Annotated in this window: 20 protein-coding genes and 1 riboswitch; of the genes, 10 read left to right on the top strand and 10 right to left on the bottom strand. The window is 62.6% G+C overall.

What is annotated here, in order from left to right; all coding sequences use genetic code 11:
- Positions 1-37: 37 nt before the first annotated feature.
- The gene (locus OHD58_RS20515) at positions 38-490 is read left to right on the top strand and encodes a nucleoside deaminase (protein WP_263805254.1); all 453 of its coding nucleotides are present in this window, start codon (positions 38-40) and stop codon (positions 488-490) included.
- 8 nt (positions 491-498) lie between these two features.
- Here OHD58_RS20515 and OHD58_RS20510 read toward each other — a convergent pair whose 3' ends face one another.
- The 3 genes from OHD58_RS20510 to OHD58_RS20500 form a co-directional block, all read right to left on the bottom strand.
- Positions 499-1200 carry a hypothetical protein gene (locus OHD58_RS20510; RefSeq protein ID WP_263805252.1) on the bottom strand — a complete coding sequence of 234 codons (702 nt, stop codon included), beginning with the start codon at positions 1198-1200 and terminating at the stop codon, positions 499-501.
- A gap of 190 nt (positions 1201-1390) precedes the next feature.
- Positions 1391-4420 carry an isoleucine--tRNA ligase gene (gene ileS, locus OHD58_RS20505; protein WP_263805251.1) on the bottom strand — a complete coding sequence of 1010 codons (3030 nt, stop codon included), beginning with the start codon at positions 4418-4420 and terminating at the stop codon, positions 1391-1393.
- Positions 4421-4653: 233 nt separating this feature from the next.
- Positions 4654-5472, bottom strand: a complete 819-nt coding sequence (locus OHD58_RS20500; protein ID WP_263805250.1) for a MipA/OmpV family protein — start codon at positions 5470-5472, stop codon at positions 4654-4656.
- Between the two features lie 205 nt (positions 5473-5677).
- Here OHD58_RS20500 and OHD58_RS20495 point away from each other — a divergent pair, with 205 nt between their 5' ends.
- Positions 5678-6241, top strand: a complete 564-nt coding sequence (locus tag OHD58_RS20495) for an HdeD family acid-resistance protein (protein ID WP_263805249.1) — start codon at positions 5678-5680, stop codon at positions 6239-6241.
- A 7-nt stretch (positions 6242-6248) separates the two neighbouring features.
- Here the strand turns inward: OHD58_RS20495 and OHD58_RS20490 are convergent, their stop codons facing one another.
- Positions 6249-7241 carry a bifunctional riboflavin kinase/FAD synthetase gene (locus tag OHD58_RS20490; protein WP_263805247.1) on the bottom strand — a complete coding sequence of 331 codons (993 nt, stop codon included), beginning with the start codon at positions 7239-7241 and terminating at the stop codon, positions 6249-6251.
- 7 nt (positions 7242-7248) lie between these two features.
- On the bottom strand, positions 7249-8109 hold the full coding sequence (locus tag OHD58_RS20485; protein ID WP_263805246.1) for a TIGR01459 family HAD-type hydrolase: 861 nt from the start codon (positions 8107-8109) through the stop codon (positions 7249-7251).
- On the opposite strand from OHD58_RS20485, the gene OHD58_RS20480 reads away from it, so the two are divergent.
- The 3 genes from OHD58_RS20480 to OHD58_RS20470 all read left to right on the top strand — a co-directional run bounded on the left by OHD58_RS20480 (position 8048) and on the right by OHD58_RS20470 (position 13157).
- The gene (locus tag OHD58_RS20480; protein ID WP_318528277.1) at positions 8048-10207 is read left to right on the top strand and encodes a TadE/TadG family type IV pilus assembly protein; all 2160 of its coding nucleotides are present in this window, start codon (positions 8048-8050) and stop codon (positions 10205-10207) included. The two genes, OHD58_RS20485 and OHD58_RS20480, sit on opposite strands and share 62 nt — an antisense overlap.
- A 142-nt stretch (positions 10208-10349) precedes the next feature.
- Entirely contained in the window at positions 10350-12326 is a 1977-nt protein-coding gene (locus OHD58_RS20475) for a TadE/TadG family type IV pilus assembly protein (protein WP_263805245.1), read from the top strand.
- A gap of 76 nt (positions 12327-12402) precedes the next feature.
- A riboswitch (ZMP/ZTP riboswitch) is annotated at positions 12403-12505 on the top strand.
- Between the two features lie 67 nt (positions 12506-12572).
- Positions 12573-13157: a LysE family translocator gene (locus tag OHD58_RS20470; RefSeq protein ID WP_412177261.1), complete on the top strand. Its 585-nt coding sequence runs from the start codon at positions 12573-12575 to the stop codon at positions 13155-13157.
- A gap of 231 nt (positions 13158-13388) precedes the next feature.
- Here OHD58_RS20470 and OHD58_RS20465 read toward each other — a convergent pair whose 3' ends face one another.
- Positions 13389-14978: an ABC transporter substrate-binding protein gene (locus OHD58_RS20465; protein WP_263805243.1), complete on the bottom strand. Its 1590-nt coding sequence runs from the start codon at positions 14976-14978 to the stop codon at positions 13389-13391.
- A gap of 240 nt (positions 14979-15218) precedes the next feature.
- On the opposite strand from OHD58_RS20465, the gene OHD58_RS20460 reads away from it, so the two are divergent.
- Genes OHD58_RS20460 through OHD58_RS20450 form a run of 3 tightly spaced genes read left to right on the top strand, consistent with a single transcriptional unit; the run spans position 15219 to position 16992 of the window.
- Positions 15219-15803 (top strand): hypothetical protein, encoded by a 585-nt coding sequence (locus tag OHD58_RS20460; protein WP_263805242.1) that lies wholly within the window; start codon positions 15219-15221, stop codon positions 15801-15803.
- Positions 15800-16354 (top strand): hypothetical protein, encoded by a 555-nt coding sequence (locus tag OHD58_RS20455; protein ID WP_263805240.1) that lies wholly within the window; start codon positions 15800-15802, stop codon positions 16352-16354. Before OHD58_RS20460 ends, OHD58_RS20455 begins: the two co-directional genes overlap by 4 nt.
- A gap of 11 nt (positions 16355-16365) precedes the next feature.
- Entirely contained in the window at positions 16366-16992 is a 627-nt protein-coding gene (locus OHD58_RS20450) for a hypothetical protein (RefSeq protein ID WP_263805239.1), read from the top strand.
- 1 nt (position 16993) lies between these two features.
- On the opposite strand, the gene OHD58_RS20445 is transcribed toward OHD58_RS20450, so the two are convergent.
- The 4 genes from OHD58_RS20445 to OHD58_RS20430 all read right to left on the bottom strand — a co-directional run bounded on the left by OHD58_RS20445 (position 16994) and on the right by OHD58_RS20430 (position 21638).
- The gene (locus tag OHD58_RS20445; protein ID WP_263805238.1) at positions 16994-18280 is read right to left on the bottom strand and encodes a hypothetical protein; all 1287 of its coding nucleotides are present in this window, start codon (positions 18278-18280) and stop codon (positions 16994-16996) included.
- Positions 18281-18432: 152 nt separating this feature from the next.
- Positions 18433-19974, bottom strand: a complete 1542-nt coding sequence (locus OHD58_RS20440) for a DHA2 family efflux MFS transporter permease subunit (RefSeq protein WP_263805237.1) — start codon at positions 19972-19974, stop codon at positions 18433-18435.
- Positions 19975-20001: 27 nt separating this feature from the next.
- Positions 20002-21162, bottom strand: coding sequence for an HlyD family secretion protein (locus tag OHD58_RS20435; protein ID WP_263805235.1), 1161 nt, complete (start codon positions 21160-21162; stop codon positions 20002-20004).
- The gene (locus tag OHD58_RS20430; RefSeq protein ID WP_412177260.1) at positions 21159-21638 is read right to left on the bottom strand and encodes a MarR family winged helix-turn-helix transcriptional regulator; all 480 of its coding nucleotides are present in this window, start codon (positions 21636-21638) and stop codon (positions 21159-21161) included. The genes OHD58_RS20435 and OHD58_RS20430 overlap by 4 nt, the downstream gene beginning before the upstream one ends.
- A gap of 173 nt (positions 21639-21811) precedes the next feature.
- Here OHD58_RS20430 and OHD58_RS20425 point away from each other — a divergent pair, with 173 nt between their 5' ends.
- Both OHD58_RS20425 and OHD58_RS20420 read left to right on the top strand, forming a co-directional pair.
- Positions 21812-22522 carry a DUF6065 family protein gene (locus OHD58_RS20425; protein WP_263805231.1) on the top strand — a complete coding sequence of 237 codons (711 nt, stop codon included), beginning with the start codon at positions 21812-21814 and terminating at the stop codon, positions 22520-22522.
- A gap of 57 nt (positions 22523-22579) precedes the next feature.
- Positions 22580-22954 (top strand): hypothetical protein, encoded by a 375-nt coding sequence (locus OHD58_RS20420; protein ID WP_263805229.1) that lies wholly within the window; start codon positions 22580-22582, stop codon positions 22952-22954.
- The last annotated feature ends 19 nt before the right edge of the window (positions 22955-22973 follow it).

Genomic DNA, 22973 nt, shown 5'->3' with positions numbered 1-22973 from the left:
ATCGCGGTGCGAGGGAAATGTCTCTTATGGCGGACGCGTGAAACGCCCCGATTTCATGGCTATGGCGCTGGCCGAGGCCGAGGCCGCCGCGGCGCGCGGCGAAGTGCCCATCGGCGCGGTGCTGGTTCGCGGTGAAACCGTGCTGGCCCGGACGGGCAACCGGACCCGTGAATTCAACGACCCCACGGCGCATGCCGAGATGCTGGCGATCCGTGAAGCCGCTTCAAGCCTGGCGGAAGAGCGCCTCAATGAGGCCGATCTCTACGTCACGCTCGAACCCTGCACGATGTGCGCGGCGGCGATCTCCTTCGCCCGGATCAGGCGGCTCTATTTCGGTGCGACGGACGAGAAGGGCGGCGCGGTGGTCAGCGGCGTGCGGTTCTTCGCCTCGCCGACCTGCCATCATGTTCCCGAGATTTACGCCGGCATCGGCGAAAGCAGCGCCGCAACCATCCTGAAGGACTTTTTCAAGGTCAGGCGCGACACCTGACCACTTCATCACCCGCCGGGGATGAGCTGGCGCCATGACCAGCTGCCCGGCTTGCGGGCGGCTGCCTTGGCGCGGCGTTCCTTCTTGAACTCGTCCTCGCCGATATCGTCGACCGGAGCGGTTGCGGCCGGTGCGCGGTAGGTCAGCGGCGGCTCGCTCAGATATTTGCGCTTGGTATCGCTGCCCTGCCGGTTTTCCGCCAGGCGCGCTTTGTAGGCTTCGCGGGTGTTGCGGTTTTCAGGCCTGTTCAGCGACGTGTTGACGCCGGAATCGTCGCCTCGCGGCGAGGCACCTGCCGGGCGCGCCTGAGTTGGCGCCGCGTTTATGGCAACATCCTGGACAATCGGCGAATCGTAGTTCGGGTTGTTCTGATTGGCCGTCGCGTCGGCACGCAGGCGGGCACGCTGTGCCTCAGGAGATTCGGGCCAGGACGGATTGGCGGATGCCGCCACGCTTTCCTGCGGTACGGGCAAGGCCGCAGCCGCAGCCGTGCCGGGCGCCGGCTTCACCAGTTCGGGGCGCGGCTTGTATTCGATCGGATCGCGGTGTTTTGGAGCGATGGAAAGAATCCCGGTGACATCGGACGCCAGCTGCTCGGTGGCGGTCTTGTCGGTGCCGTAGGTCGGCGATCCCATGCAGCCGCCCAGCATCAGGCTCGATGCGACCAGCGGCGCGCCAAGCCACAGCTGTGCGCGATTCCTGTCTGCCATGCCTAAATATCTCACTGCAAAGTGCCTCTACTCGAATCCGGATCTATCCGGATCCCCATCCAGAAACCGGTTTTCACTGAAAATCCGGCGACAACAAGGCGTTCGGACCCCGTCGCGCTTGTACCCCAAGCCTTGCGCGAGGGCAACGACCGGCCCACCGGTCGTCCCCATGGCAAGCGCTGCCGGCCGGTCAGATGCGCCCCAGAGCGCGCAGTTCGCGCAGCGCCGCGGCGTCGCGCGCCGAAACATCGGGGAATTCCGGATCGGAGCCGACATCGCCGGTGTACCGCCAGGAGCGCGCGCATTTTGTCCCGGAAGCCTTGGCAAAATCGGCCCAAATTGACCCCTCGCTCGCTCCGGTCATATCGATCGTAGCACTTCTGAGATCGTCATTTCGCGTCGGCGCATTCTTCACTCCATACTCGACGGTTGCTCCAGAAGTAATGAATATCTCGGCCGGATCGAGCCCATCGAAGAGTCTATCGTAGCGGGATTGAAGGTACACATGCGGCGAAGCTTCGAGCGAGCTACCGATCAGCTTACGCTCACGTGCTCTTTCGAGGACCGCCGTCACATGTGAGCGCACCTGTTTGATCATGTGCCATTTTTCAGCCAGCGTTCCGTTCCTCCAGTCCGCCGGAGTCTCGCGGAACTGCTCGAGATGGACCGTCTCCGAGGATGGATATCGCTCGAGCCAAGCCTCCTCCATGGTGAAGGGCAGCATCGGCGCCAGCCACGTCACCAGCCGGTCGAACAGGTGGCGCACAACCTGCACGGACGCCTTTCTTTTCAGGCTCGACGGCGCATCGCAGTAAAGCGCATCCTTGCGGATGTCGAAGTAGAAGGCCGACAACTCCACCACCATGAAGTCGAGCAATGCGCGGGTAACGCGCTTGAACTCGAACGCGTCGTAACCGGCGCGCACCACCTCATCGAGTTCGGCCAGCCGGTGCAGCATCAGCTGCTCCAGTTCCGGCATTTCTTTCAGCGGCACCACGTCGCCTTCGTCATGCGCCAGCGTGCCCAGCATCCAGCGGATGGTGTTGCGCAGCTTGCGGTAGGCGTCGATGTTGGTCTGCAGCACGTTCTTGCCAAGCCGTTGGTCTTCCCAGTAATCGGTCGTCACCACCCACAGGCGCAGGATATCGGCGCCGGACTGCTTGATGACGTCCTGCGGCACCACCGTGTTGCCGAGCGACTTGGACATCTTGCGGCCTTCCTCATCCATGGTGAAGCCATGGGTGACGACGGTGTCGTAGGGCGCGCGGCCGCGCGTGCCGCAGCTTTCCAGCAGCGAGGAATGAAACCAGCCGCGATGCTGGTCCGAACCTTCGAGATAGATGTCCGCCGGCCATTTCAGGTCCGGCCGGTCCTCCAGCGTGAAGGTGTGGGTCGAGCCGGAATCGAACCAGACGTCGAGGATGTCCTTGACCATCGTCCACTTCGCCGGGTCATGATTGCCGAGAAAACGCTCCTTGGCGCCTTCCGCGAACCAGGCGTCGGCGCCTTCCTTCTCGAAGGCCTCGGTGATGCGGGCGTTGACCGCATCGTCCTTCAGCACGTTGCCGTCGACATCGGCGAAGACGCAGATCGGCACGCCCCAGGCGCGCTGGCGCGACAGCACCCAATCTGGCCGCTCCTCGATCATGGCGCGCAGACGGGTCTGACCGGCGGCTGGCACGAAGCGCGTGGCGTCGATTGCCGCGAGGGCGCGCGAACGCAGCGTCGTGCCGTCGCCCAGTTCCTTGTCCATGTGGACAAACCATTGCGGCGTGTTGCGGAAGATGATCGGCTTTTTCGACCGCCAGGAATGCGGATACTGGTGTTTCAACCGGCCCCGCGCGAACAGCATGTTACGCTCGATCAGCGCATCGATGACTGCCTTGTTGGCGTCGCCCTTCTTGCCGTTGTCGTCGATAACGCGCGCCGGCCCGCCTTCGCGGTCGGGGCCGAAGCCCGGCGCATCCTTGGTGAAGTAGCCCGCATCGTCGACGGTGAACGGGATCGCTGTGTCGATGCGGCGCTGGCGCAGTTCCGGCGCGGCATCCATCCAGGCGTCAAAGTCTTCGCGACCATGGCCCGGTGCCGTGTGTACGAAACCGGTGCCGGCATCGTCGGTGACGTGGTCGCCCGCGACGAGTGGGACAGGGAAGCTGTAGCCGCCGCCGAGGCCGCGCAAGGGATGCCCGCAAGTCATGCCGAACAGCTCTGTTGCGGTGATGTCCCAGGTACGCCGATACTCAAGCTTGGCCTTGCCAAACGCTTCGGCAGCCAAGGCGTCGGCGAAAATGAGCTTTTCACCGGGTTGCGGTCCGAAATCGTTGGCCGCCGCCGTAACCTCGTAGAGGCCGTAGCTGATACGCGGCGAATAGCTGATCGCGCGGTTGCCCGGGATGGTCCAGGGCGTCGTGGTCCAGATGACGACGCAAGCCGCGTCAAGATCCGCCATCTTGCGCCTTCCCGCCTCGACGCCATCGAGATTTTCGAGGCCTTCGGGCCGTCGCAAGGTATCGGCAAGGATCACCTCTTTGACCGGAAACTTCACCCAGATCGTGTCGCTCTCGTAATCCTGGTATTCGATCTCGGCCTCAGCGAGCGCGGTGCGCTCGACGACGCTCCACATCACCGGCTTCGAGCCGCGATAGAGCTGGCCGGACGCGGCGAATTTCAGCAGCTCGCCGGCGATGCGCGATTCCGCGTGATAGGCCATGGTCAGGTACGGATTGTCGAAATCGCCGACGACGCCCAGTCGCTGGAACTCGGCGCCCTGTACCTTGATCCAGTGCTCGGCATAGGCACGGCATTCGCGGCGGAATTCGATCATCGCCGCCGGCTCGGAAAGATCCGGCTTCGATTTGCCCTTCGAGCGGTAGTTCTCCTCCTCGATCTTCCATTCGATCGGCAGGCCGTGGCAGTCCCAGCCCGGCACGTAATTCGAATCGTAGCCGCGCATCTGGAACGAGCGGGTGATGACGTCCTTCAGCACCTTGTTCAGCGCATGGCCGATATGGATGTTGCCGTTGGCGTAGGGCGGCCCGTCATGCAGCACATATTTCGGCCGCCCGGCGGCATCCTCGCGCAGGCGCTTGTACATGCCCATTTCCTGCCAGCGGGCCACGATATGCGGCTCCTTTTCGGGCAGGCCGGCGCGCATCGGAAATTCCGTCTGCGGCAAATAGAGGGTTTTCGAATAATCGATCTTTTCGGCGGTATCGGTCATCGTCTTGCCATATCAACAGCCCGTCGGCGGGAGCCCGGGCGTTCAACTATCATGAATTGGAAAAAGCGCGAGGGGTACGCGCACGGAAAATCCCGGATCTTCGGGCAGCCTCAGGCTGCCGGGAAGACCGGGCCGGTAATTCGTATCGCGGTCGCGAATTGTGGAGCGCGCTGCGTCATGCCGCGCTTCTAGCTCACAAGGAGAACAGAATAAAGCGGTTTATGCGCGCCGCCTCAGAGCTGGAAATCGAAGCGGTAGGTCGCCGAGACGCCGAACAGCCACTGGTTCTTCGAGCCGCGCTCCTTGACCAGGGTGGAATCGGCGGCGGGTCCCATGAGCCGCGAATACTCGCCGAACGCGCTGGTGGTGACGCGTTCAGTGGCCTTCCAGGTGATCGCACCGCCAATGCCTACCGATTCCACTCCGCTCTTCGGCGAATAGGTGCTGATGCCGGAGGCAGCCGATTCCTCCGGCGTCACCCCGTAATAGGCGTCGAAATAATCGCTCGACGCGAAGGTGATGCGCGGGCCGCCCGAGAGGCGGATGGTCGGCGTCACATCGGTGAAGGCGTCGACCGCGACATCGCCGACGATGCCGTCATGACTGCGGATGCCTTGCCGGAGCTCGCCGCGGACGCGCAGCCAGTCGGTCGGATAGATTTCGGCGAAGGCGCCAGCCTCGCCGCCGAACCGCACGGGATCGAGGCCCTTGAGGTCATCCGCCGTATCGCCGTCACGCTCGAAGATCAGCTTGCCGGTGACGCCCGCACGAAACCCGCCATTGTCGAACAGCGAGAGGGAAATGTTGTCGTTGCGCGAGGTAAAGCGGGCTTCCGGCCCGGCCTTGCCCAGCGAAATCATCGGCGAGACGTTGAAGAGGTAGCTGTCGTCGCCATCGAAGCGCGGGGCGACAAACCCGGCAGCGCCAACGGTCAGATACCAGTCGCCGCGCACCCAGCCGAACAGCCCGCCGCTGTCCTGCGCCGCTGCCTGCGCGGTCGCCGTGAGCGAAAGCGCAACGGCAACGGTCGAAATCCGCTTCAACGAAATCATGAAAACCCGCCCACATGCATGCATCAAACCGCTGGTCGCGGTCGACCCTTGTTGCGGCAGCTCGGTAAAAATTGATTTAATTCGTAGCGGTTACGGCAACGGCGTGCTGTTTTTCATTGCTCGGAAGAATGGACGCGTTTGACCTCAAAGGTTATCCTTACGGAAGCTCGCGGATCGAGGGAATGGCGAGCCAACGGAGGCCACCATGACTGACATACCGCACTCGCCGAAAAGCCTTGGCGGATCGATTACCGAGGTCCGTTCCAAATGGGGCTGGTTCGTTGCACTTGGCATCGCGTTTCTGGTGCTTGGCGTGATCGCCTTCTACAACGTGGTCATCGCGACCGTCGCTTCAGTCTTCTTTGTCGGCTGGCTGATGCTGATCGGCGCCGTCGCGGAGATTATCCATGCTTTCGGCGTCAAGACCTGGGGAAGCTTCTTCTGGTGGCTGCTCAGCGGCATCGTCTACGCCATCGCCGGTATCGTCACCCTGATGAACCCGCTGCTGGCCTCGGCCGTGCTCACCTTCGTCCTCGCGATCTCGCTGATCGCCGGCGGCGTACTGCGCATCTGGGTCGGTATCAAGGCGCGGCCCGATGCCAACTGGGGCTGGGTGGTGGCAGGCGGCGTGATCACCCTGCTCCTCGGCGCGATCATCGCCATCGGATGGCCCGTCAACAGCCTGTGGATCCTCGGCATGTTCCTGGCGATCGACCTGATCTTCCAGGGCTGGTCGTTCATCGCGTTCGGGCTGGCGCTGAAGCGCTGAGGCCCGATCAGCCGGCGGCGAAGGTAAGCCGCCGGTCGAGGTCGGAAAGCGGCCTCGCGCCCGAAAGCAGGGCGCGGGCCTCGGTTTCGTCGCGCTTCATCTGGACGATCAACGCGTCGAGTCCGTCGAATTTCACCTCGCCGCGCAGGAAGCCGAAGAAGGATATGGCGCAGCGCTCGCCGTAAAGATCGCCGGAGAAGTCGAAGACGAAGGTCTCGAGCAGCGGGGCGCCGTTGTCGTCAACCGTCGGCCGCCGGCCGAAGCTGGCAACGCCGTCATGCAGCGTTCCGTCGGCCCGGCGCAGCCGCACCGCGTAGATGCCGTGCTTCAGCCCGGTATTTTCCGGCAGCGCCATGTTGGCCGTTGGAAAGCCCAGTTCGCGGCCAAGCTGCTTGCCGCGCACGACTTCCGCTTCGACTGTGTAACGATAGCCCAGCAGCCCCGCTGCCTCGGCCACCTCGCCTTGCTCGAGCAAGATCCGTATCCGGCTCGACGAGACGACCTCCGCGCCTTCGTCCCGAAACGCATCGACAAGCGTCACGCCGAAGCCATGCCGTTCGCCCGCCTCCATCAGGAAGGCCGGGCCGCCCTGCCGGTTCTTGCCGAAATGAAAATCGAAACCGGTGACGGCGTGGCTTATGCCCAGCCCCTCATCCAGGATATGCGTGACGAACTCTTCCGCCGATTGCCCCGCGAATTCGCGGTCGAACGGCTGCTGCACGAGCGCTGCAAATCCAAGTTCGGCAATCAGCCGCGCCTTCATCGGCGGCGGCGTGATGACGTAGAGCGGAATGTCCGGCTGAAACACGGTACGCGGATGCGGTTCGAAGCTCAGTACCAGCGCCGGCACGTCGCGGCGCCGCGCCTCTGCCAGCGCCCGTTCAAGCACGGCCTGATGGCCGCGATGAACGCCATCGAAATTGCCGATCGCAACGACGCCGCCGCGCAGCTGTGCCGGCAGGAAAGCCGCTCCGGTTATGCGCTCGAAAGCGTGCTTCATACGAGCCCTATCGCAACCTCGGTATGGTTGCCACTGGCCGGTAGCCATGCTTTTCAAGGAACGCCGCAAGCCGGTCGGCATCGGGCTGCAGCACGTCGCCGTAGTCGCGGGCGTGGATGCCGCCCGACACGTAGAGCACGTCGAAACCGTTGTCGGCAGCGCCCTTCACGTCGGTCATCATGCCGTCGCCGATCGCAACGACCTCCGAGCGCTCGACCGCCCGGCCGACGATGTCGCTGACCGCGGCCATCGCGGCCTCGTATATCGGCGCGTGCGGCTTGCCGGCGATCAGCGTACGGCCGCCGAGTTGGGCATAGTCGCGCGCCAGCGCACCGGCACACCATATCAGCCGCTCACCCCGTTCCACGACGATGTCGGGGTTGGCGCAGATGAACGGCAGGTTGCGGGCCCTAAGCCGCCGCAGCAATTCCGCATAGTCCGCCGGCACTTCCGTCTCGTCGTCATAGAAGCCGGTGCAGACCACGCCGTCAGCTTCGAACTCTTCCACGGCCTCGACACCGAGACCGTCATAGATGTTCATGTCGCGCTCAGGCCCGAGATGCAGCACCTTGCGGGGTCCGACGCTGATCAGGTCGCGCGTCACGTCGCCCGAGGTGACGACGCGGTCATAGGCGCTTGGCGGAACGCCGATCACGTTCATCTGCGCCACCACGTCGTCCGTGCGGCGCGGCGCATTGGTAATCAGGACGACCGGAACGCCGGCCTCGCGGGCCGCCGCCAGTGCCGAGGCGGCGGCGGGAAACGGCTTCTCGCCATTGTGCAGTACGCCCCAGACATCGCAGAGGATGGCGGAATACCGCCCGGACAGGTCTGCAAGCGAACTGATCATCTTCAGCGAACCCGTCATCACGTCTCCTCGATCGATTTCGACTGGCGGTCGCCAAGCCGACCCGGAATTAGCCGAAGCCAGCCACCCTGTCACCAGCTTTCATTCCAGCGGCATCCGCCGGCATCGGGCAGAGAAATTGGTTGATGGCGAGACGTCCATCAGCTGCGGATGGTTAATTTCGGATAAAGCGCCTGCTCATCTTTCGAAAGGATTTCAGAACCGGGAATTTAACGATTCTCTGCCATTCTTTGCCATTCAAACTGGGTCTGGCAGGGGTGCTGAAACAATGATCCGCAGTTTTTTGAAAGACAGGCGCGGCAATTTCGCGATCCTGACGGCCATCTCGATGGTGCCCATCATGGGCGCGCTCACATTGGCGATCGACTATTCCGAGATGTCGCGCCAGCGCCAGATGATGATCAATGCACTTGACGCGGCGGGCATAGCCACCGCGCGCGAGCTCATCAACGGCGGCTCGGATGACGATTTGAAGATCTACGCGAAAGATTTCTTTGAGTCGAACCTGTCGAAGACAATCAATCCCACGGACACCTCGCTCACCGTTCTTCTTCCGCAAAACAACACTGGCGGCGGCACTCTGCAGCTATGCTCGAGCCTCGTTTACCACCCCTATTTTCTGCCTGTTTTCCGCGTGCTGCTGCGCGAGCCGATGGAAGAGATTTCCTTCGACGCCTGCACCGACGTCAGGCTCAAGAATACCCTGGAAGTTGCATTGGTGCTCGATAATTCCGGCTCGATGAGTGAAAAGGGAAAGGGCTCGACCAAGACCCGCCTGGAACTGCTCAAGGATGCCGCGAAGCAGCTTGTCGACACCATCGCCAAGGAAGGCGAGGCGCTGAGGCAGATCGACAAACCGGTGCAGTTCGGGCTGGTTCCCTTCTCGGCGTCGGTCAATGTCGGCCGGGACAACGCGCTTGGTCTGGGTGACGCGCCAAAATCATGGATGGATGGAGCCGGAATTTCGCCTGTCCATCACGAGAATCTCGACTGGACCCGGGTGGCCGCCAAGGTTCTCGGTAACCAGAAATTCGTCGAGAAAAGCGGCAATGGCTGGATTAAGAAGGGCACGGATTGGGGAGCAAGCAACGGCCAGCCCGCGACTCGTTTCAGTCTCTATGAAGACATGAGAACGACGTCGGGAGACAAGATCCCGTGGAAAGGTTGCGTTGAGGCGAGACCATCGCCTTACAACAACGACGACACCACTCCGACTCCAGGCAATCCTGCGACATTGTTCGTTCCCATGTTCGCACCCGACGAACCCGATCGGGTGAAAAACTGGGCCGGAAATTATCTCTACGGAAATTACAGCAACAGCTGGTGGCCTGATAAGTACGTCGCCGGCTCCATCGAAAAGCGGCAGGAGGACGTGGAGAAATATTTTCAGAAAGCATCGAGTACGGATGGTCCGAATTTCTCCTGCACGACCACCGGCATCACGCCGCTCAAGGATGTGACGGCGGGAACCGGCAAGGATGATGTGAAAGCCGCCATCACGGCGATGCAGTCTACCGGCAACACCAACGTTCCCGAAGGCCTGGCATGGGGCTGGCGCGTCGTCTCCCACGGCGAGCCCTTCACGGAAGGGCGCCCGGACAGTGAACGGGGCAACGACAAGGTGGTCATCGTCCTGACCGACGGTGAGAACACCTACGGCGATCTGAACGATTCCACGTCCAATTCCAACGACCCCATCAAGAACAGGTCGACCTATGCGGCATACGGTTACGCCGGACAACAGTACAACAACGGTGACCCCCGGATCTTCAAGGACACCACGGTGAGCAAGACCACCTTCACCGCCGACAACTACACCGGGGCGATGAACCAGCACTTCAAGAAGCTGTGCGACAACGCGAAGGCGCCCAAGACGACAGGTGGCCACGACCCCCACGTCATCATCATGACAGTGGCGCTGGATCTCAACAGCAACGACAACTTCGAGAAAAAGCAGATCGAGGCGCTCGAGGACTGCGCGTCCTTTTCGCGCATAAGCACCGACAAGAAGCTCTTCTGGAATGCCACTGGTGGCGAACTTGAGAAGGTCTTCCGGGAAATCGCCGACGAACTGTCGAATCTGCGCATCGTTAGCTGATCCAGCCTTCAAACCAGACAGTTCACCCCGCCGCCCAGCGGGGTGAACTGTTATAGGCACCGCTCGTTCCGGCTTGGTTACGCCTTCGTCAACGCGTGCCGGAGAAATCGACGGGTTTTCCAAACCGGACATTCAAGCCTTTATGAAAGCTTGGGTGGTCAACAGTTTCGCGGCGGGGGCCGCCTCGATGATCGGCAGATTTCTCAGGGACCGGCGCGGCAACTTCGCGCTGATGACGGCGGTCATGATGGTGCCGTTGATCGGCGCCGTCGCGTTGGCCATCGACTACACCGAGGTGACCCGCCAGAAACAGGCGACGCTCAACGCGCTCGACGCGGCTGGCATCGCCACTGCGCGCTACATGGTGTCCGGCGCGAAGGATGCCGAAATCATCGCCTACGCGCAGGATTTTTTCGAAGCCAATCTCGGTGCCATCGATCCCGCCGATGCCGTGCTCGACGTTACCTTGCCGACGAGCGCTGTCGGCGGCGGCACCCTGAAGCTGTCCGCCACGCTCACATACAAGCCATATTTCCTGCCTGCTTTCAAAAAGCTGATGGGAGATGCCGGGCCGACCGACTTGACCGTCAGCGCGCGCTCCGAGATCCGCCTGAAAAACTCGCTCGAGGTGGCGCTCGTCCTCGACAATTCGGGATCGATGGACGAGGAGGGATCCGGCTCTGGCGAAAAACGGATCGATCTTCTCAAGGCGGCAGCCAAGCAGCTGGTCGACACGCTGGCCCTGCAGGCGAACCTCATCAAGCAGGTCGAGAAGCCGGTTCAGTTCGCCCTGGTGCCCTTTGCCGCGTCGGTCAATGTCGGCCCCGAATACGCCGGCGCATCCTGGATGGATGTGGACGGCGTCTCCCCCGTCCATCATGAGAATTTCGATTGGTCGACGCTGAACGCGCCGGACAGATATGCCGAGCAGACCGGCAACAGCTGGTACAAGGGAGGCACCGGCTGGGGCGAGGAAGAAGGACAGGTGCTCAGCCGTTTCTCGCTCTATCGGGACATGAAGGTGGTCACCAGCCACGAGCGCGTCGACGGAAGCAGGCACTATGTCTGCACGAAGCATCGCGACAACGGCACCTGCAGGGATGGTTATTACGCCTACGACTATGTCGACACCTATGGTCCCTTTGCCTCCTGGCAGGGCTGCGTGGAAGTGCGCCCGCACCCCTACAACGTAAACGATGCGACAGCCTCCGCCACCGACGACCCTGCTACGCTGTTCGTGCCGATGTTCGCGCCCGACGAACCGGGCAACCATTGGAAAACCACCCAGAATCCGGATGAACCAAAGCCGGTCGGTTACGACGCGGCGAACAGCTGGTGGAACGACGCCCCGTCGAGCACCACCGGCACGACCCGCCAGCGCAACATGGCAAAGTATTTCATGGCACGAGCCGAAGATGCGCCGGTGCTCTCCAAGGGACGCGGTCCGAATTACAGCTGCACCACCAAGGCCATCACTCCGCTGACCGACGTCAGCACCGAGGAAGGCCTGACGGCTGTGAAGGCGGCAATCGACGAGATGGTGGCGAACGGAAACACCAATGTCCCCGAAGGCACCGCCTGGGGCTGGCGCACCATCTCGCATGCCGAACCTTTCTCCGCGGGCCGACCGGAAACCGAGAAGGGCAACGACAAGGTCATCATCGTGCTGACCGACGGCGAGAACACCTATTCTGTTCCCAACAAGGATCCGGGCAGGAACAAGTCCACCTACGCCGCGTATGGATATACGGGCCAGTCTTATGGCGACACCGCCGAGACCCGCCTCTTTAAGGGCACCAGCGCGGCGATCGGCCGGGCCAACTATACCGCTGGCAACTACACCAGCGCGATGAACGAGCAGATGGCGATGCTGTGCGACAACGCCAAGGCCGCCAAGGTTCTGGTGATGACCGTCTCGCTCGATCTCAGCACCGACGACTACGACGAGAACCAGGCGATCGAAGCCCTGAAGAGATGCTCCTCCGACTCGCGCTTCCGCAAGGACGCGGACGACCCTTCCAAACCGGCCAAGCTGTTCTGGAATGCGACGGGCAGCAATCTTGCCGAGAAATTCAAGGAAATCGCCGACGAACTGTCCAACCTGCGCATCGTCGGCTGATCGCAACCGGCCGCATCTGGCGCAATGGTTGGCCGCGCCAGCGTCTTGAAGGCTGCCGCGTCCGACACGATAGTCCCGCCGTTCGCGTGACTGGCGACGAGCCCGGCTGACCGCCGGCTCCAGATGGGCAACCATCGGGAAGCGCGAACATACCGATGCCGCGCGCCTGGGCACCTCTCACACATCTGGAGAATGCCCGTGCCCGAATCCGGAAATTTGATCGCCTTTGCACTTGTCGCGCTCGGCATGGTGCTGACGCCCGGCCCGAACATGATCTACCTGGTATCGCGGTCCATCTGCCAGGGTCCCGTCGCCGGCATGATCTCGCTCGGCGGGATCGCGCTCGGTTTTCTGTTCTACGTGTTTTCCGCCGCCTTCGGCATCACGGCGCTGCTGATTGCCGTTCCCTATGCCTACGACGCCTTGCGGTTTGCCGGCGCGCTCTACCTCCTGTGGCTGGCATGGCAGACGATCCGGCCCGGCGGCCGCTCGCCGTTCCAGGTCCGCAATCTGCCGGCAGACAGCCCGCGCAAGCTGTTCACCATGGGCTTCGTCACCGCGCTGCTCAACCCGAAGATCGCGGTGCTCTACCTGTCGCTGCTGCCGCAGTTCATCGACCCGCAGCAGGGCAGCGTGCTCACGCAGCTGCTGGTGCTGGGCGCAACGCAGATCGCCGTCAGCGTCACCTTCAACACCATCTTCATCGCCATGGCGGGGTCGATCGCCCTGTTTCTCGCCGGCCGGCCGCTCTGGACGGTCGTCCAGCGCTGGCTGATGGCAACGGTGCTGACGGGCCTTGCCTTCCGCATGGCGACCGAGGCACGGCGTTAGCTTCCTACCCCTTGAGAGGGCCATCGCATATAGAGATTGGCAGCTGCGCTCGGCTCATACCCCCACCCTCCCCACAAGGGGGAGGGAGACTTTGCGGCAGTGCATCCAGCGCTTAACACTCGATGGTTTTCAGCCGAAACAGCGCCTGTTCGATCCCCCTCCCCCTTGTGGGGAGGGGTTAGGGGTGGGGGTAACTCCAGCGATTACCCCTCAGCGACGGAATAAGCTGGCCTACGCCACCAGCCAGCACTTGGTCAGCGCATGGCTGCCCATCAGCTCACCGTTCGGGTCATCGACCCAGCCGCCGACCTTGTCGCTGGTCGCGTCGATGTAGTTGTTGAACATCGGCACGATCACGCCGCCCTCATCCTTGAGCAGGACCGCCGCCTGGCGATAGAGCGCCTTGCGCTTGGCCTCGTCGAGTTCCCTGCGCGCGCCGAGGATCAGCTTGTCGAAATCCTCGCGCTGGAAGCGGGTGTCGTTCCACTCGGCCTTCGACAGATAGGCGATCGAATAGACCTGGTCCTGGGTCGGCCGTCCGGTCCAGTACGACATCGAGAATGGCTGCTTGTTCCAGACCTCCGACCAGTAGCCGTCGCCGGGCTCGCGCTTCACCTCGAGCGTAATGCCGCATTTGGCCGCGCTCTGCTGGTAGAGTTGCGCCGCGTCGACCGCGCCGGGGAAGGCCACATCCGACGTACGCAGCAGCACGGAGCCGCTGTGACCGGACTTCTTGAAATGGAACGCAGCCTTCTCCGGATCGAAGACGCGCTGCTCGATATCGTCGTCGAACAGCGGATAGCCCTTGATCATCGGCGTGTCGTTGCCGACCGTGCCGTAGCCGCCGAGGATCTTCTGCACCATCTCCTCGCGGTCGACCGCATATTTCAGCGCCAGCCTCAGATCGTTGTTGTCGAACGGCGCGGTGTTGCAGTGTGCGATGAAGACATAATGGCCCTTGCCGGGAACATTGCGGATGGTGACGCCCGGCACCCGCTTCACCAGCTCCACAATTTTCGGCTCGACGCGGTTGATCATATGCACCTGACCGCCCTGCAGGGCAGACGTGCGCGCCGTCGAATCGTTGATGACGACGATCTCGATCTGGTCGGCATGTCCGCGCTGGTCGCTGCCCCAATACCCCTCGTGTCGCTCCGCGACATGCCGTACGCCCGGCTCGTTGACCACGATCTTGTAGGGCCCGGTGCCGATGCCTTCCGTCGGATTGTCCTTGCCGCCGTTCGGCTGGATCATCAGGTGGTAATCGCCGACGACATAGGGCAGGTCGGCATTCGGCTCCTTCAGCGTGATGACGACGGTATCGCCGTCTGCCTTGATCGTCTGGAATTCCTGCACGAAAGGCAGCGCTGCGGATTTCGAATTGGCGTCGGCATGGCGCTCGAGCGTTGCGACGATGTCGGCCGGCGTCAGTTCCTTGCCGTTGTGGAAGGTCACGCCCTTCCTGATCTTGAACGTCCACGTCTTGGCGTCGTCGGAAGCGTCGTATTCCTCTGCCAGCCGGTATTCGATCTCGCCTGTCGGTGAGGTCTCGAGCAGTTGCTCGCCCCAGCAGCGGCCCAGCGTGTAGGGCACCTGGCTCGACCAGGTTCCGGGGTCGAGACTGTTGGTGGACTCGCCGCCGACCATACCGGCCTTCAGCAGGCCGCCCTTCACCGCGCCCTGTGCCCGCGCGGCATTGCCCACGAGGCCGTTCGCGAATGCGGCGCTCACGCCGAGTGCCGCGGCGCGGCCGAGAAAATCCCGCCGCGACAGGCGGCCGCTGACAACGTGGCGGCTGAGAAATTCGAGTTCCTTTGACATGTGGGCTCCCTTGTTATCCGAACTATCCGGTCTCCTCGATGAAAATCCTGCAACAATTTTCACGGATTGGCTAGGCGAGACGCGCTGGCCCAACAAATTTAGAGGTGCGGGAATTGCGGAATTCAGGCCTTCGGGCGCGGTTTTTGGACGAGCGCGGCGGCTAGGTGTTTCATCCCGCGCGGTTTTTTCCTAAATAACGTCGGCGGCGGGCTGAACGAATCGGAATACGGGACAAGATTCATGTTCAGCGGTATTCGTGGCAGGACGAAAACCTGGCTGACGGCGGGCGCGGGGACCATTGCCGCCGTCTCGATCGCCGGGCTTCTCGGCGCCTTCGGGGCATTGCCCAATCCACCCATACCCGAGTCGACGGCAGGCAGCCCGATCGAAACCGGACAATGGCGTGCGGTGCCGTTGAAAGCATATGTCGGCGGGAAGGACATCTATCCGCCGCTCAAGGACGGCCAGAAGGCGCTGGTGCTGGAAGTCGAGATGACCAACCGCACCCATGAAAGCAGCGATGACTGTCTGTCGGTTTTCCGGCCCCACATACCCCTGGAGCGTGACGAGATCGCACCGACCCTCATTCTGATGCGGGATCCGCAGAGGTTGGATCGTCTCCACCCCGGAATGACCGAACGCATCGCCTATCTCTGGACATTGCCGGCCGCGAAGCCCGTCCCCGACCAACTGAAATTCACCGTAACCACCAAGACCTACAAGCCGATGGACAACCTCAAGGGCAAGCCGGGCTGGTTCAACGAGCAGCCGCTCGTCGAGGTGACGCTCCCGGTCAAGGAAGCATCGCCGGGAACGCCGTCATGATGAAGCTTGTCGGCAACATAGCGATCGTGTGCGTGGCCGCCCTGCTCTGCTACGGCATGCGGGAAACGAAACCACGCTTCAACGACCTGACCAGGACGATTCCCGTGGCAGGCAGCATGGGTGAGACGCTCGCGACGCGGTTTTTCGACATGCGCGTCGACAAGGTCGAGTTCGCCCGGGCGCTGAAGACCTCTCAGCAGACCTATACGACCAGCGGCGTGTGGGCGGTTGTGACGACGGACCTGACCGCCACCGAGGCCCCGAAATCGATCTATCGGCGGGTCTGGGAGGGGCCGACGGGACTGCGCTATGTCGAAACCGGAAGGATCGGTTCGGATTTTCCCACGGCATTTGCCGCGGGCCTGCCGCAGGGCGGTCGCCTCATTTTCGAAATTCCCCCGGATCAGGCAAGCGGCGCAAAGCTGCTCGTTTCGAGGGACTACCTGACGGAATTCGATTCTGAAGCGCGCATCACGCTCGACGCGATCGAACTGACCCCTGACGGCACCCCCGCGCAGATAGCGGACGTCCTCGATATCAGCCAGCTTTGAGGGAGAATGCGATGAGCGCTGCCGAACAGGCCGGCCCGGTTGCCGATCAGGATCTCCAGACCGAGAGAAAATGGCGCCGCCGCAGCCTCTGGGCGATCGTCATTTTGCTGCCGCTTGCTGCGATTGCGATGAACTTCGAGCATGTCCGCTGGCTGTTCAAAGGCAACGACCTGATCGCCAGGGACGTCCCTGCTGGCATAGAAGCGCCGTTCGGCGGCAGCGACTGGCGGCTGGTTGGAATGCGGAGGCTCGAGGGGTTCGAATCCGCCATGGTGCCTGCCAATGCCATCGTCATCGTCGTCGACCTCACCGCCAAGGTGGGATCGGCGAAGAACACACTGAAAATGGGCGACACGGTCTTCGAACAACTCTGGGGGGCGTGCAGGGTAGGAATTGTCGACGATGAAGGCCGGTCCTGGACGCCCACCTACCTTGGTCGCGTCCCTGCCTTGAAAGATGACAGCGAGGGCGTCGACACGTGCGGCTCCCAATCGCAGTCGATGGCCCCGCCGGAGGCCACTTTGAGAATCCGCGAAACCTTCGTCGTTCCCGAAGATGCAGCGGATCGGGTGCGGCCTACATTGGGACTGGACGGCGAGCCGCCTTACTATCTGCGCTTCGAGCGCCCGAAACCCTAAGTTATTCCGCCGCTTGCGGTGCCTGCGATGAACGCGCCCTTTTCGGCAGCGCGAAGGCCGTCTCCAGCACTGCGGCAAGGAAGCAGATCCGCAGCGGTTCCACGAGGATGCCCATTGACGAATCCTGGAATTGGCTGCCGAAGAACAGCGAGATGCCGTCGGGGATCACGTCCCAGGCGTAACCCGGCTGGTGGCCGATCAGATGGGCAGTCCCGAGCCAGAGCCAGGACGCCCCCCAGTCGATCAGCCGATATCCGACAATCAGCGTGACCAGCAGAACGACGCCGGAACTCAATGTTATGCGCACGCCGTTTGCGATCGGCAGGTAACGCGAGCGATAGCCGCCGATGAAGTGTTCGATGAAATCCCTGAAGAACGCCGGGATCGCGCGGTAGCGCTCGCCGAAACGCTGCATGCGGTTGTGGATGTGCATCAGCTCCTTGTCGTCGTTCACGTCGTAGCCGTAGATCAGCGCGGTCATGACCAGCCATACGACCGGCAGCAGCATGTACCAGAACAGAGTGCTCAGTTCGGCGAAGGCGCCCAGGGACATCTCTTCTACCGGCACCATCCCTTGCGCCCGCGCTCTCGCGACGGGGCCGACGATTGCTTCAACCAACGCCTGGAAGAAGGCCCAGAGCTTGCTCTCCATGAGCAACTCCATCCCCCTGTCCTTCCAGCGGCTGAGCACGTAAAGGCCGGTGAAGATCCAGTTCGTCTCGCAGACGACCACCACGATCTGCCAAAACGGGTGCGCGGCGTCCTTCTGCATTCTCAGTGCGAATTTGCGTACCGCCCATGCAACGGCCACCGGAAGCAGTATCCACCACGAATCGAGCACGTCGAGCGGCATGAAGCTTTCGCCGAACGGCGCCTGCTCGAGTGCGGTCCTGGAGTATTGCCGGACGATATCGCCCAAAAAACCGGAGGCCGCGTAGTAGGCAAAGAACGGCAGCAGGGCGATCGTGACCATGGAGGCGAAACGCGATGCGCCTCCCTTGGCCTGCGACTTTTCGGATCCCTCGGCTTCGGCCTGCGCCGCCGCGATCTCGGGCAGCGCCGGCCGCAGCACCTGGAACAGGGCAACGACGACCACCAGTTGCGTCAACGCAACCAAAGTCAGCACCGCCAGTCCGGCGTAATGGTCGAAAAATGCCGCGTTCACGGCAAGCTGCCGGAAAATACCGTCGAACAGAATGCCCAGCAGGACGAGTGCGACGAGTTGCGGCCAGAAACGGCGCAGCAGCTGGAATGTCAGAACAATCGGCGCGGTGACATCGGCAAGCATGTCGAATCTCTCACGGCGCCCCCCGGCGCGGCGTTTTAGACCATGAGCCGGCTCGATTGAACCCTTTTGCGAGAGAATCCGCATTCTCGGTCCACCAACCGGAGGTGGAAGGCAGTCCGCCGCCAGGTGGACTTGCCGAGAATGCGGGATGGTCAGTCCATGTGGGCGGCGGGCGCGGCACCGGCCGGGGTCGTCATTTTGGGCTTGCGCAGCAGCAGCGCCAGCGGAATTGCGCACAGCGTAATGATCATCATCAGCTTGAAGTCGTTGACATAGGAAATCATCATCGACTGCAGGTTGACGAGATTGTCGATCTGCGAAAGCGCGGTCACATCACCGCCGGCCGCTGCGGGCGAGGCCGACCACAGGTTCGGATTGAACGGCGTCATGCCGGCCGACAATTCGGCGTGGTTGATCTGCATGTTGCGGGTAAGGAGCACGGTGACGATCGATATGCCGATCGACGAGCCCAGGTTGCGGACCAGGCTGAACAGGCTGGCAGCGTCGGTCCTGAAGTGAGGCGGCAGCGTCGCGAAGGCCACTGTCGACAGGGGCACGAAAACCAGCCCGAGGCCGAGGCCCTGGACGATGCCGCTTTCTATGATCAGATAATTGTCCATCTGCGGGGTGAAGCCGGTCATCACATAGAGCGAGTAGGCCGTCAGCATCAGGCCAAGCACCACCAGATACCGCGCATCAACCTTCTGAATGATACGGCCGACCAGGATCATCGAGACCATGGTGCCGACGCCGCGCGGCGCCATGATGATGCCGGTGGTGATCGTCGGATAGTTGAAGATGCGCGCCAGCATCGGCGGCAGCAGCGCCAGGCTGGCGAGCAGGATGATGCCGACCACGAAAATGAACACCAGTCCGGTGACGAAATTCCTGTCGACGAAGATCTTCGGGTCGATGAAGGGATTCTTGGCCGTCATCGTATGCACGGTGAAAACCCAGAAGCCGGTGAGCGCGAGGCCGAGCTCGATCCAGATTTCGGCGGCCGAGAACCAGTCGACCTCGGCGCCGCGGTCGAGCATCAGCTGCAGCGCGCCGACGCCGAGCGACAACATGGCGAAGCCGAAGAAATCGAAGCCGCGCAGCCGTGTCCCAATGCTCGGCAGGTAGGCGGCACAGCCGAGGAAGGCAACGATGCCGACCGGCAGGTTGATGAAGAAGACCCAGCGCCAGTTGAAGCTCTCGGTCAGCCAGCCGCCGAGCGTCGGCCCGATGATCGGCCCGACCATGATGCCGGCGCCCCACAGCGCCATGGCGGAACCGTGGCGTTCCTTGGGATTGATATCGAGCAGGAAGGTTTGCGACAGCGGCACGATCGCCGCGCCGAACAGGCCCTGCAGCACCCGGAACAGCACCATGCTTTCCAGGCTCCACGCCATGCCGCACAGCATCGACATGACGGTGAAGCCCACCACCGTGGTCAGGAACAGTTCCTTGCGCCCGAAACGGTCGGCGAGCCAGCCGGTCACCGGCGTCATGATCGCCGCGGCGACGATGTAGGAGGTCAGCACCCAGTTGATGGTGTCCGGCGACGCGCCGAGGTCGCCGGTCATCGTCGGCAGGGCAACGTTGGCGATCGTGGTGTCGAGCACCTGCATGATCGTCGCCAGCATGATCGAAATGGTGATCAGCCCGCGATGCGGGACATTGTTCGGGTCGACCCCGGTTGCCTGTGCCATTGGTTCGGACTTTGCGATGTAAAGCGTTTACTCGGCAGCGTGCGCCTTGCCGAAGATGCTGCTCCAGCCCCGGCTGACGCCGGTATCGACGGTGACCGACGCACTCATGCCGGTGCGCAGCGCGACCTGCGCATCGGGTTCGTGGACCTTGAGGCGGACGGGAATGCGCTGGGTGACCTTCACCCAGTTGCCGGTGGCGTTCTGCGCCGGCAACAGCGAGAATTCCGCGCCGGTGCCGGCGCCGATGCTGTCGACGATCGCGTGGAACGGCCGGCCCGGATAGGTGTCGAGTTCGATCTCGGCGACCTGGCCGGGCTTCATGTTGGTGAGCTGGGTTTCCTTGAAATTCGCCTCGACCCAGGTATCGCCGGTTTCGACCAGCGAAAACATCGGCGCCCCGGCGGCCACGAACTGGCCGGTCTTCAGCGACGAAGCCTGCGAGACGATGCCGTCGGCCGGCGCGCGGACGGTCGTCTGCGCCAGGTCGTAGGCCGCCTTGTCGCGCGCGGCGAGCGCCTGCAACACGGCCGGGTGCTTGTCGGTCTGGATATCGGGATCGCCGCCAAGGGCGGCGCGGGCGCTGACGATGCCCTGCTGGGCAGCCGTGCGCTCCTCCTGCGCCTTGTCGAGATCGCGCCGCGCCTCGTCGAGCGAGGATTTCGCGTTGATGCCCTTCTTCGCAAGTTCGGTGGCGCGGTCGAATTGCGCCTGGGCATAGTCGAGTTCACCGCTGGTGACCCGTTCCTGCGCCACCGCCTGGCTGTAGGCGGCACGCAACTGCTCGACATTGAGCCTGGCGCCGGCCAGCGACGCTTCGGACTGCGCCAGGGCGATCCGGTACGGTTCCGCGTCGACGGTGAAGAGCACATCGCCCGCCTTCACGGTCGCATTGTCGTGGACCGAGACATTGGTGATGCGGCCGGCAGCTTCCGAGGTGATCGACACCTTGGCCTGGCGGAGATTGGCGTTTTCGGTTTCCTGATAGCGCCCGCCGGTCACCCAGACATAGGCGCCGCCGGCGATCAGGGCCAGCGGCAGCGCCGCCATGATGAAAAAGCGGCCGCCGCGGCGCTTCTTCGGCGCGGGCAGGATTTCCGGAGTCTGAACAGGCGCCAGCGCGAGCGGAGGCGCCTGTTCGAGCACCTTCACGTCGGGGTCGTTCTTGTCCATTTTTGACACGGCGTTCATGCTGCAGAACCTTTTGATGCACTTAATTCAGTTTCAGCCGCAGCCTCGGCGGCCGAGAGATTTTCCACGATCGTTCCGAGGCCATGGATCGTTGCCCGGCGCTGCTCCTGGGAGAGTCCCGCCATGGCCTGTTCGAACACCTCTCCGGCGACACCCTTCACCGACTGGAATGTCTTGCGGCTCTTCTCGGTCGGAAAGATCATCCTGACGCGGCGGTCGGTAGCATCCTGGCGGCGCTCCACCCACCCGCTTTCCTCCATGCGGTCGAGCAGGCGCGAAACGCTGATCGGCTCGATCTCGAGCAAGTCGGCCAGGCGTGCCTGTGTCTGTCCCTCTTCCTTCACGAGGCGCACCATCAGGCGCCATTGTGCTGCCGAAAGGCCATGTGCCGCGCCAACCGTCTCGAAACGCTTGCGCATCAGCCTGGCCGCATCGTGGATGAGAAAACCCAGTTTTTCGGTGCCGTCTAAATTCATAAGCGGCATATATTATAAGCATGCTTACCGTTCAAGAGTTGAACGGTCCATCACGGCGTCGTGATCGCTGCCATTCTGTCGCACCACGCAAGTCGTCTCACCCGCCCGTCGAAGCCGCCGGAATAACAGCCGCACTGCCCCGTTCTTCCCGCAGCCTTGCCACGGAGATCCCGATGTTTCACTTCCAGAAAAGCCCAGCTTCCATTCGTTTTCTTTGCCGGCCGGAGGACAGCGGCGTCATCGCGCCGCCGGTGCCGGCCAAGACCATCCTGCCGGACTGGTTCCGCAAACTGCCGCCGGTCGACAAAACTCAGTTGTCGACGACCAACAACGGCCTCACCGTCAAGCGCTGCATGCCCTTCCTCGATGCGATGACGGCGGGCTGGATCCTGCCGCTTGCGGCAACCGTTCGCCTCGACATCAAGGAAGGCGGCAGCATCGTCGATGCCGGCTGGGAGTTCGACCGGGTCATGGTCAGCAACCATGGTCCGCATCAGGTTGCGGGAAATCCGAAGGAACCCAGCCCGCCCTGCAAGTTCCACAATCACTGGACGATCCGCACGCCGCCGGGCTGGAGCTGCCTGTTCGTGCCGCCGCTCAACCGCCCCGGGCAGCCGTTCGAGTGCGTTGCCGGCGTCGTCGATACCGACACCTATGCCGCGCACATCCATTTCCCGTTCTTCGCCACGGCGCCGGACGGCCTCTACGTCATCGAGAAAGGCACGCCGCTGGTGCAGGTCATTCCGTTCCGCCGAGACAGCCTGTCGATGAAGGCGGAAATCCGCGCCGAGCGCGACGGCGAGGCCATGGAGCGCGAAACCGTCCACCGCAACACCATCGCTGGCGAAGGCTGGTACCGGAAATGGGCGCGCGCTGCGCGATAGAGAAAACGGATCACACAAAAAACGGGGGCCAATTGGGCCCCCGTTTTTCTTTGCCGCATGAATGTTCAGCGCTTCCACCGCCAGCCACCGCGCGGGCGGTCCGAGCTGTTCGAATTCGAATTCGAAGAGCTGTTCGAAGAGGAATTCGAGCTCGAGTTGCTCGAGGAGTTCGACGAACTGTTCGATGACGAATTCGAGCTCGAATTGCTGGACGAATTGGAGCTGGAATTGCTCGAAGAGTTGGACGAGCTGTTGCCGGCGACGATGATCGACCCATCATTGCGGCTGGTCGCCGTGTTGGACTGCCGCTCGATGTCGATTGCCGGTCCCGAATGCTGCTTGGCTTCCGCAGCGGTGCTGGCAACCGCCGCGATACCGGCGACCAGGGCGGAGGTGAACATGTTGGACTTTTTCATTGCTGCTACTCCTTGATGTATCGGACCTGCGTTCG

The sequence above is a fragment of the Mesorhizobium sp. ZC-5 genome, from assembly GCF_025753855.1.
Lineage (GTDB): Bacteria > Pseudomonadota > Alphaproteobacteria > Rhizobiales > Rhizobiaceae > Neomesorhizobium.
Note: the sequence above shows the minus strand (reverse complement) of the source record. Positions and strands in the feature narration are given on the sequence as shown.

Coding starts and splice junctions, on each gene's coding strand:
- OHD58_RS20490 (WP_263805247.1), bottom strand. CDS start 7,241: ATGAAGCACGCTTTCGAGCGCATAACCGGAGCGGCTTTCCTGCCGGCA.
- OHD58_RS20480 (WP_318528277.1), top strand. CDS start 8,048: ATGGCGGAATACCGCCCGGACAGGTCTGCAAGCGAACTGATCATCTTC.
- OHD58_RS20425 (WP_263805231.1), top strand. CDS start 21,812: ATGTTTCACTTCCAGAAAAGCCCAGCTTCCATTCGTTTTCTTTGCCGG.
- OHD58_RS20485 (WP_263805246.1), bottom strand. CDS start 8,109: ATGACGGGTTCGCTGAAGATGATCAGTTCGCTTGCAGACCTGTCCGGG.
- OHD58_RS20465 (WP_263805243.1), bottom strand. CDS start 14,978: ATGTCAAAGGAACTCGAATTTCTCAGCCGCCACGTTGTCAGCGGCCGC.
- OHD58_RS20430 (WP_412177260.1), bottom strand. CDS start 21,638: ATGAATTTAGACGGCACCGAAAAACTGGGTTTTCTCATCCACGATGCG.
- OHD58_RS20470 (WP_412177261.1), top strand. CDS start 12,573: ATGGTGCTGACGCCCGGCCCGAACATGATCTACCTGGTATCGCGGTCC.
- OHD58_RS20500 (WP_263805250.1), bottom strand. CDS start 5,472: ATGATTTCGTTGAAGCGGATTTCGACCGTTGCCGTTGCGCTTTCGCTC.
- OHD58_RS20495 (WP_263805249.1), top strand. CDS start 5,678: ATGACTGACATACCGCACTCGCCGAAAAGCCTTGGCGGATCGATTACC.
- OHD58_RS20435 (WP_263805235.1), bottom strand. CDS start 21,162: ATGAACGCCGTGTCAAAAATGGACAAGAACGACCCCGACGTGAAGGTG.
- OHD58_RS20450 (WP_263805239.1), top strand. CDS start 16,366: ATGAGCGCTGCCGAACAGGCCGGCCCGGTTGCCGATCAGGATCTCCAG.
- OHD58_RS20460 (WP_263805242.1), top strand. CDS start 15,219: ATGTTCAGCGGTATTCGTGGCAGGACGAAAACCTGGCTGACGGCGGGC.
- OHD58_RS20455 (WP_263805240.1), top strand. CDS start 15,800: ATGATGAAGCTTGTCGGCAACATAGCGATCGTGTGCGTGGCCGCCCTG.
- OHD58_RS20445 (WP_263805238.1), bottom strand. CDS start 18,280: ATGCTTGCCGATGTCACCGCGCCGATTGTTCTGACATTCCAGCTGCTG.
- OHD58_RS20510 (WP_263805252.1), bottom strand. CDS start 1,200: ATGGCAGACAGGAATCGCGCACAGCTGTGGCTTGGCGCGCCGCTGGTC.
- OHD58_RS20475 (WP_263805245.1), top strand. CDS start 10,350: ATGAAAGCTTGGGTGGTCAACAGTTTCGCGGCGGGGGCCGCCTCGATG.
- OHD58_RS20440 (WP_263805237.1), bottom strand. CDS start 19,974: ATGGCACAGGCAACCGGGGTCGACCCGAACAATGTCCCGCATCGCGGG.
- ileS (WP_263805251.1), bottom strand. CDS start 4,420: ATGACCGATACCGCCGAAAAGATCGATTATTCGAAAACCCTCTATTTG.
- OHD58_RS20420 (WP_263805229.1), top strand. CDS start 22,580: ATGAATGTTCAGCGCTTCCACCGCCAGCCACCGCGCGGGCGGTCCGAG.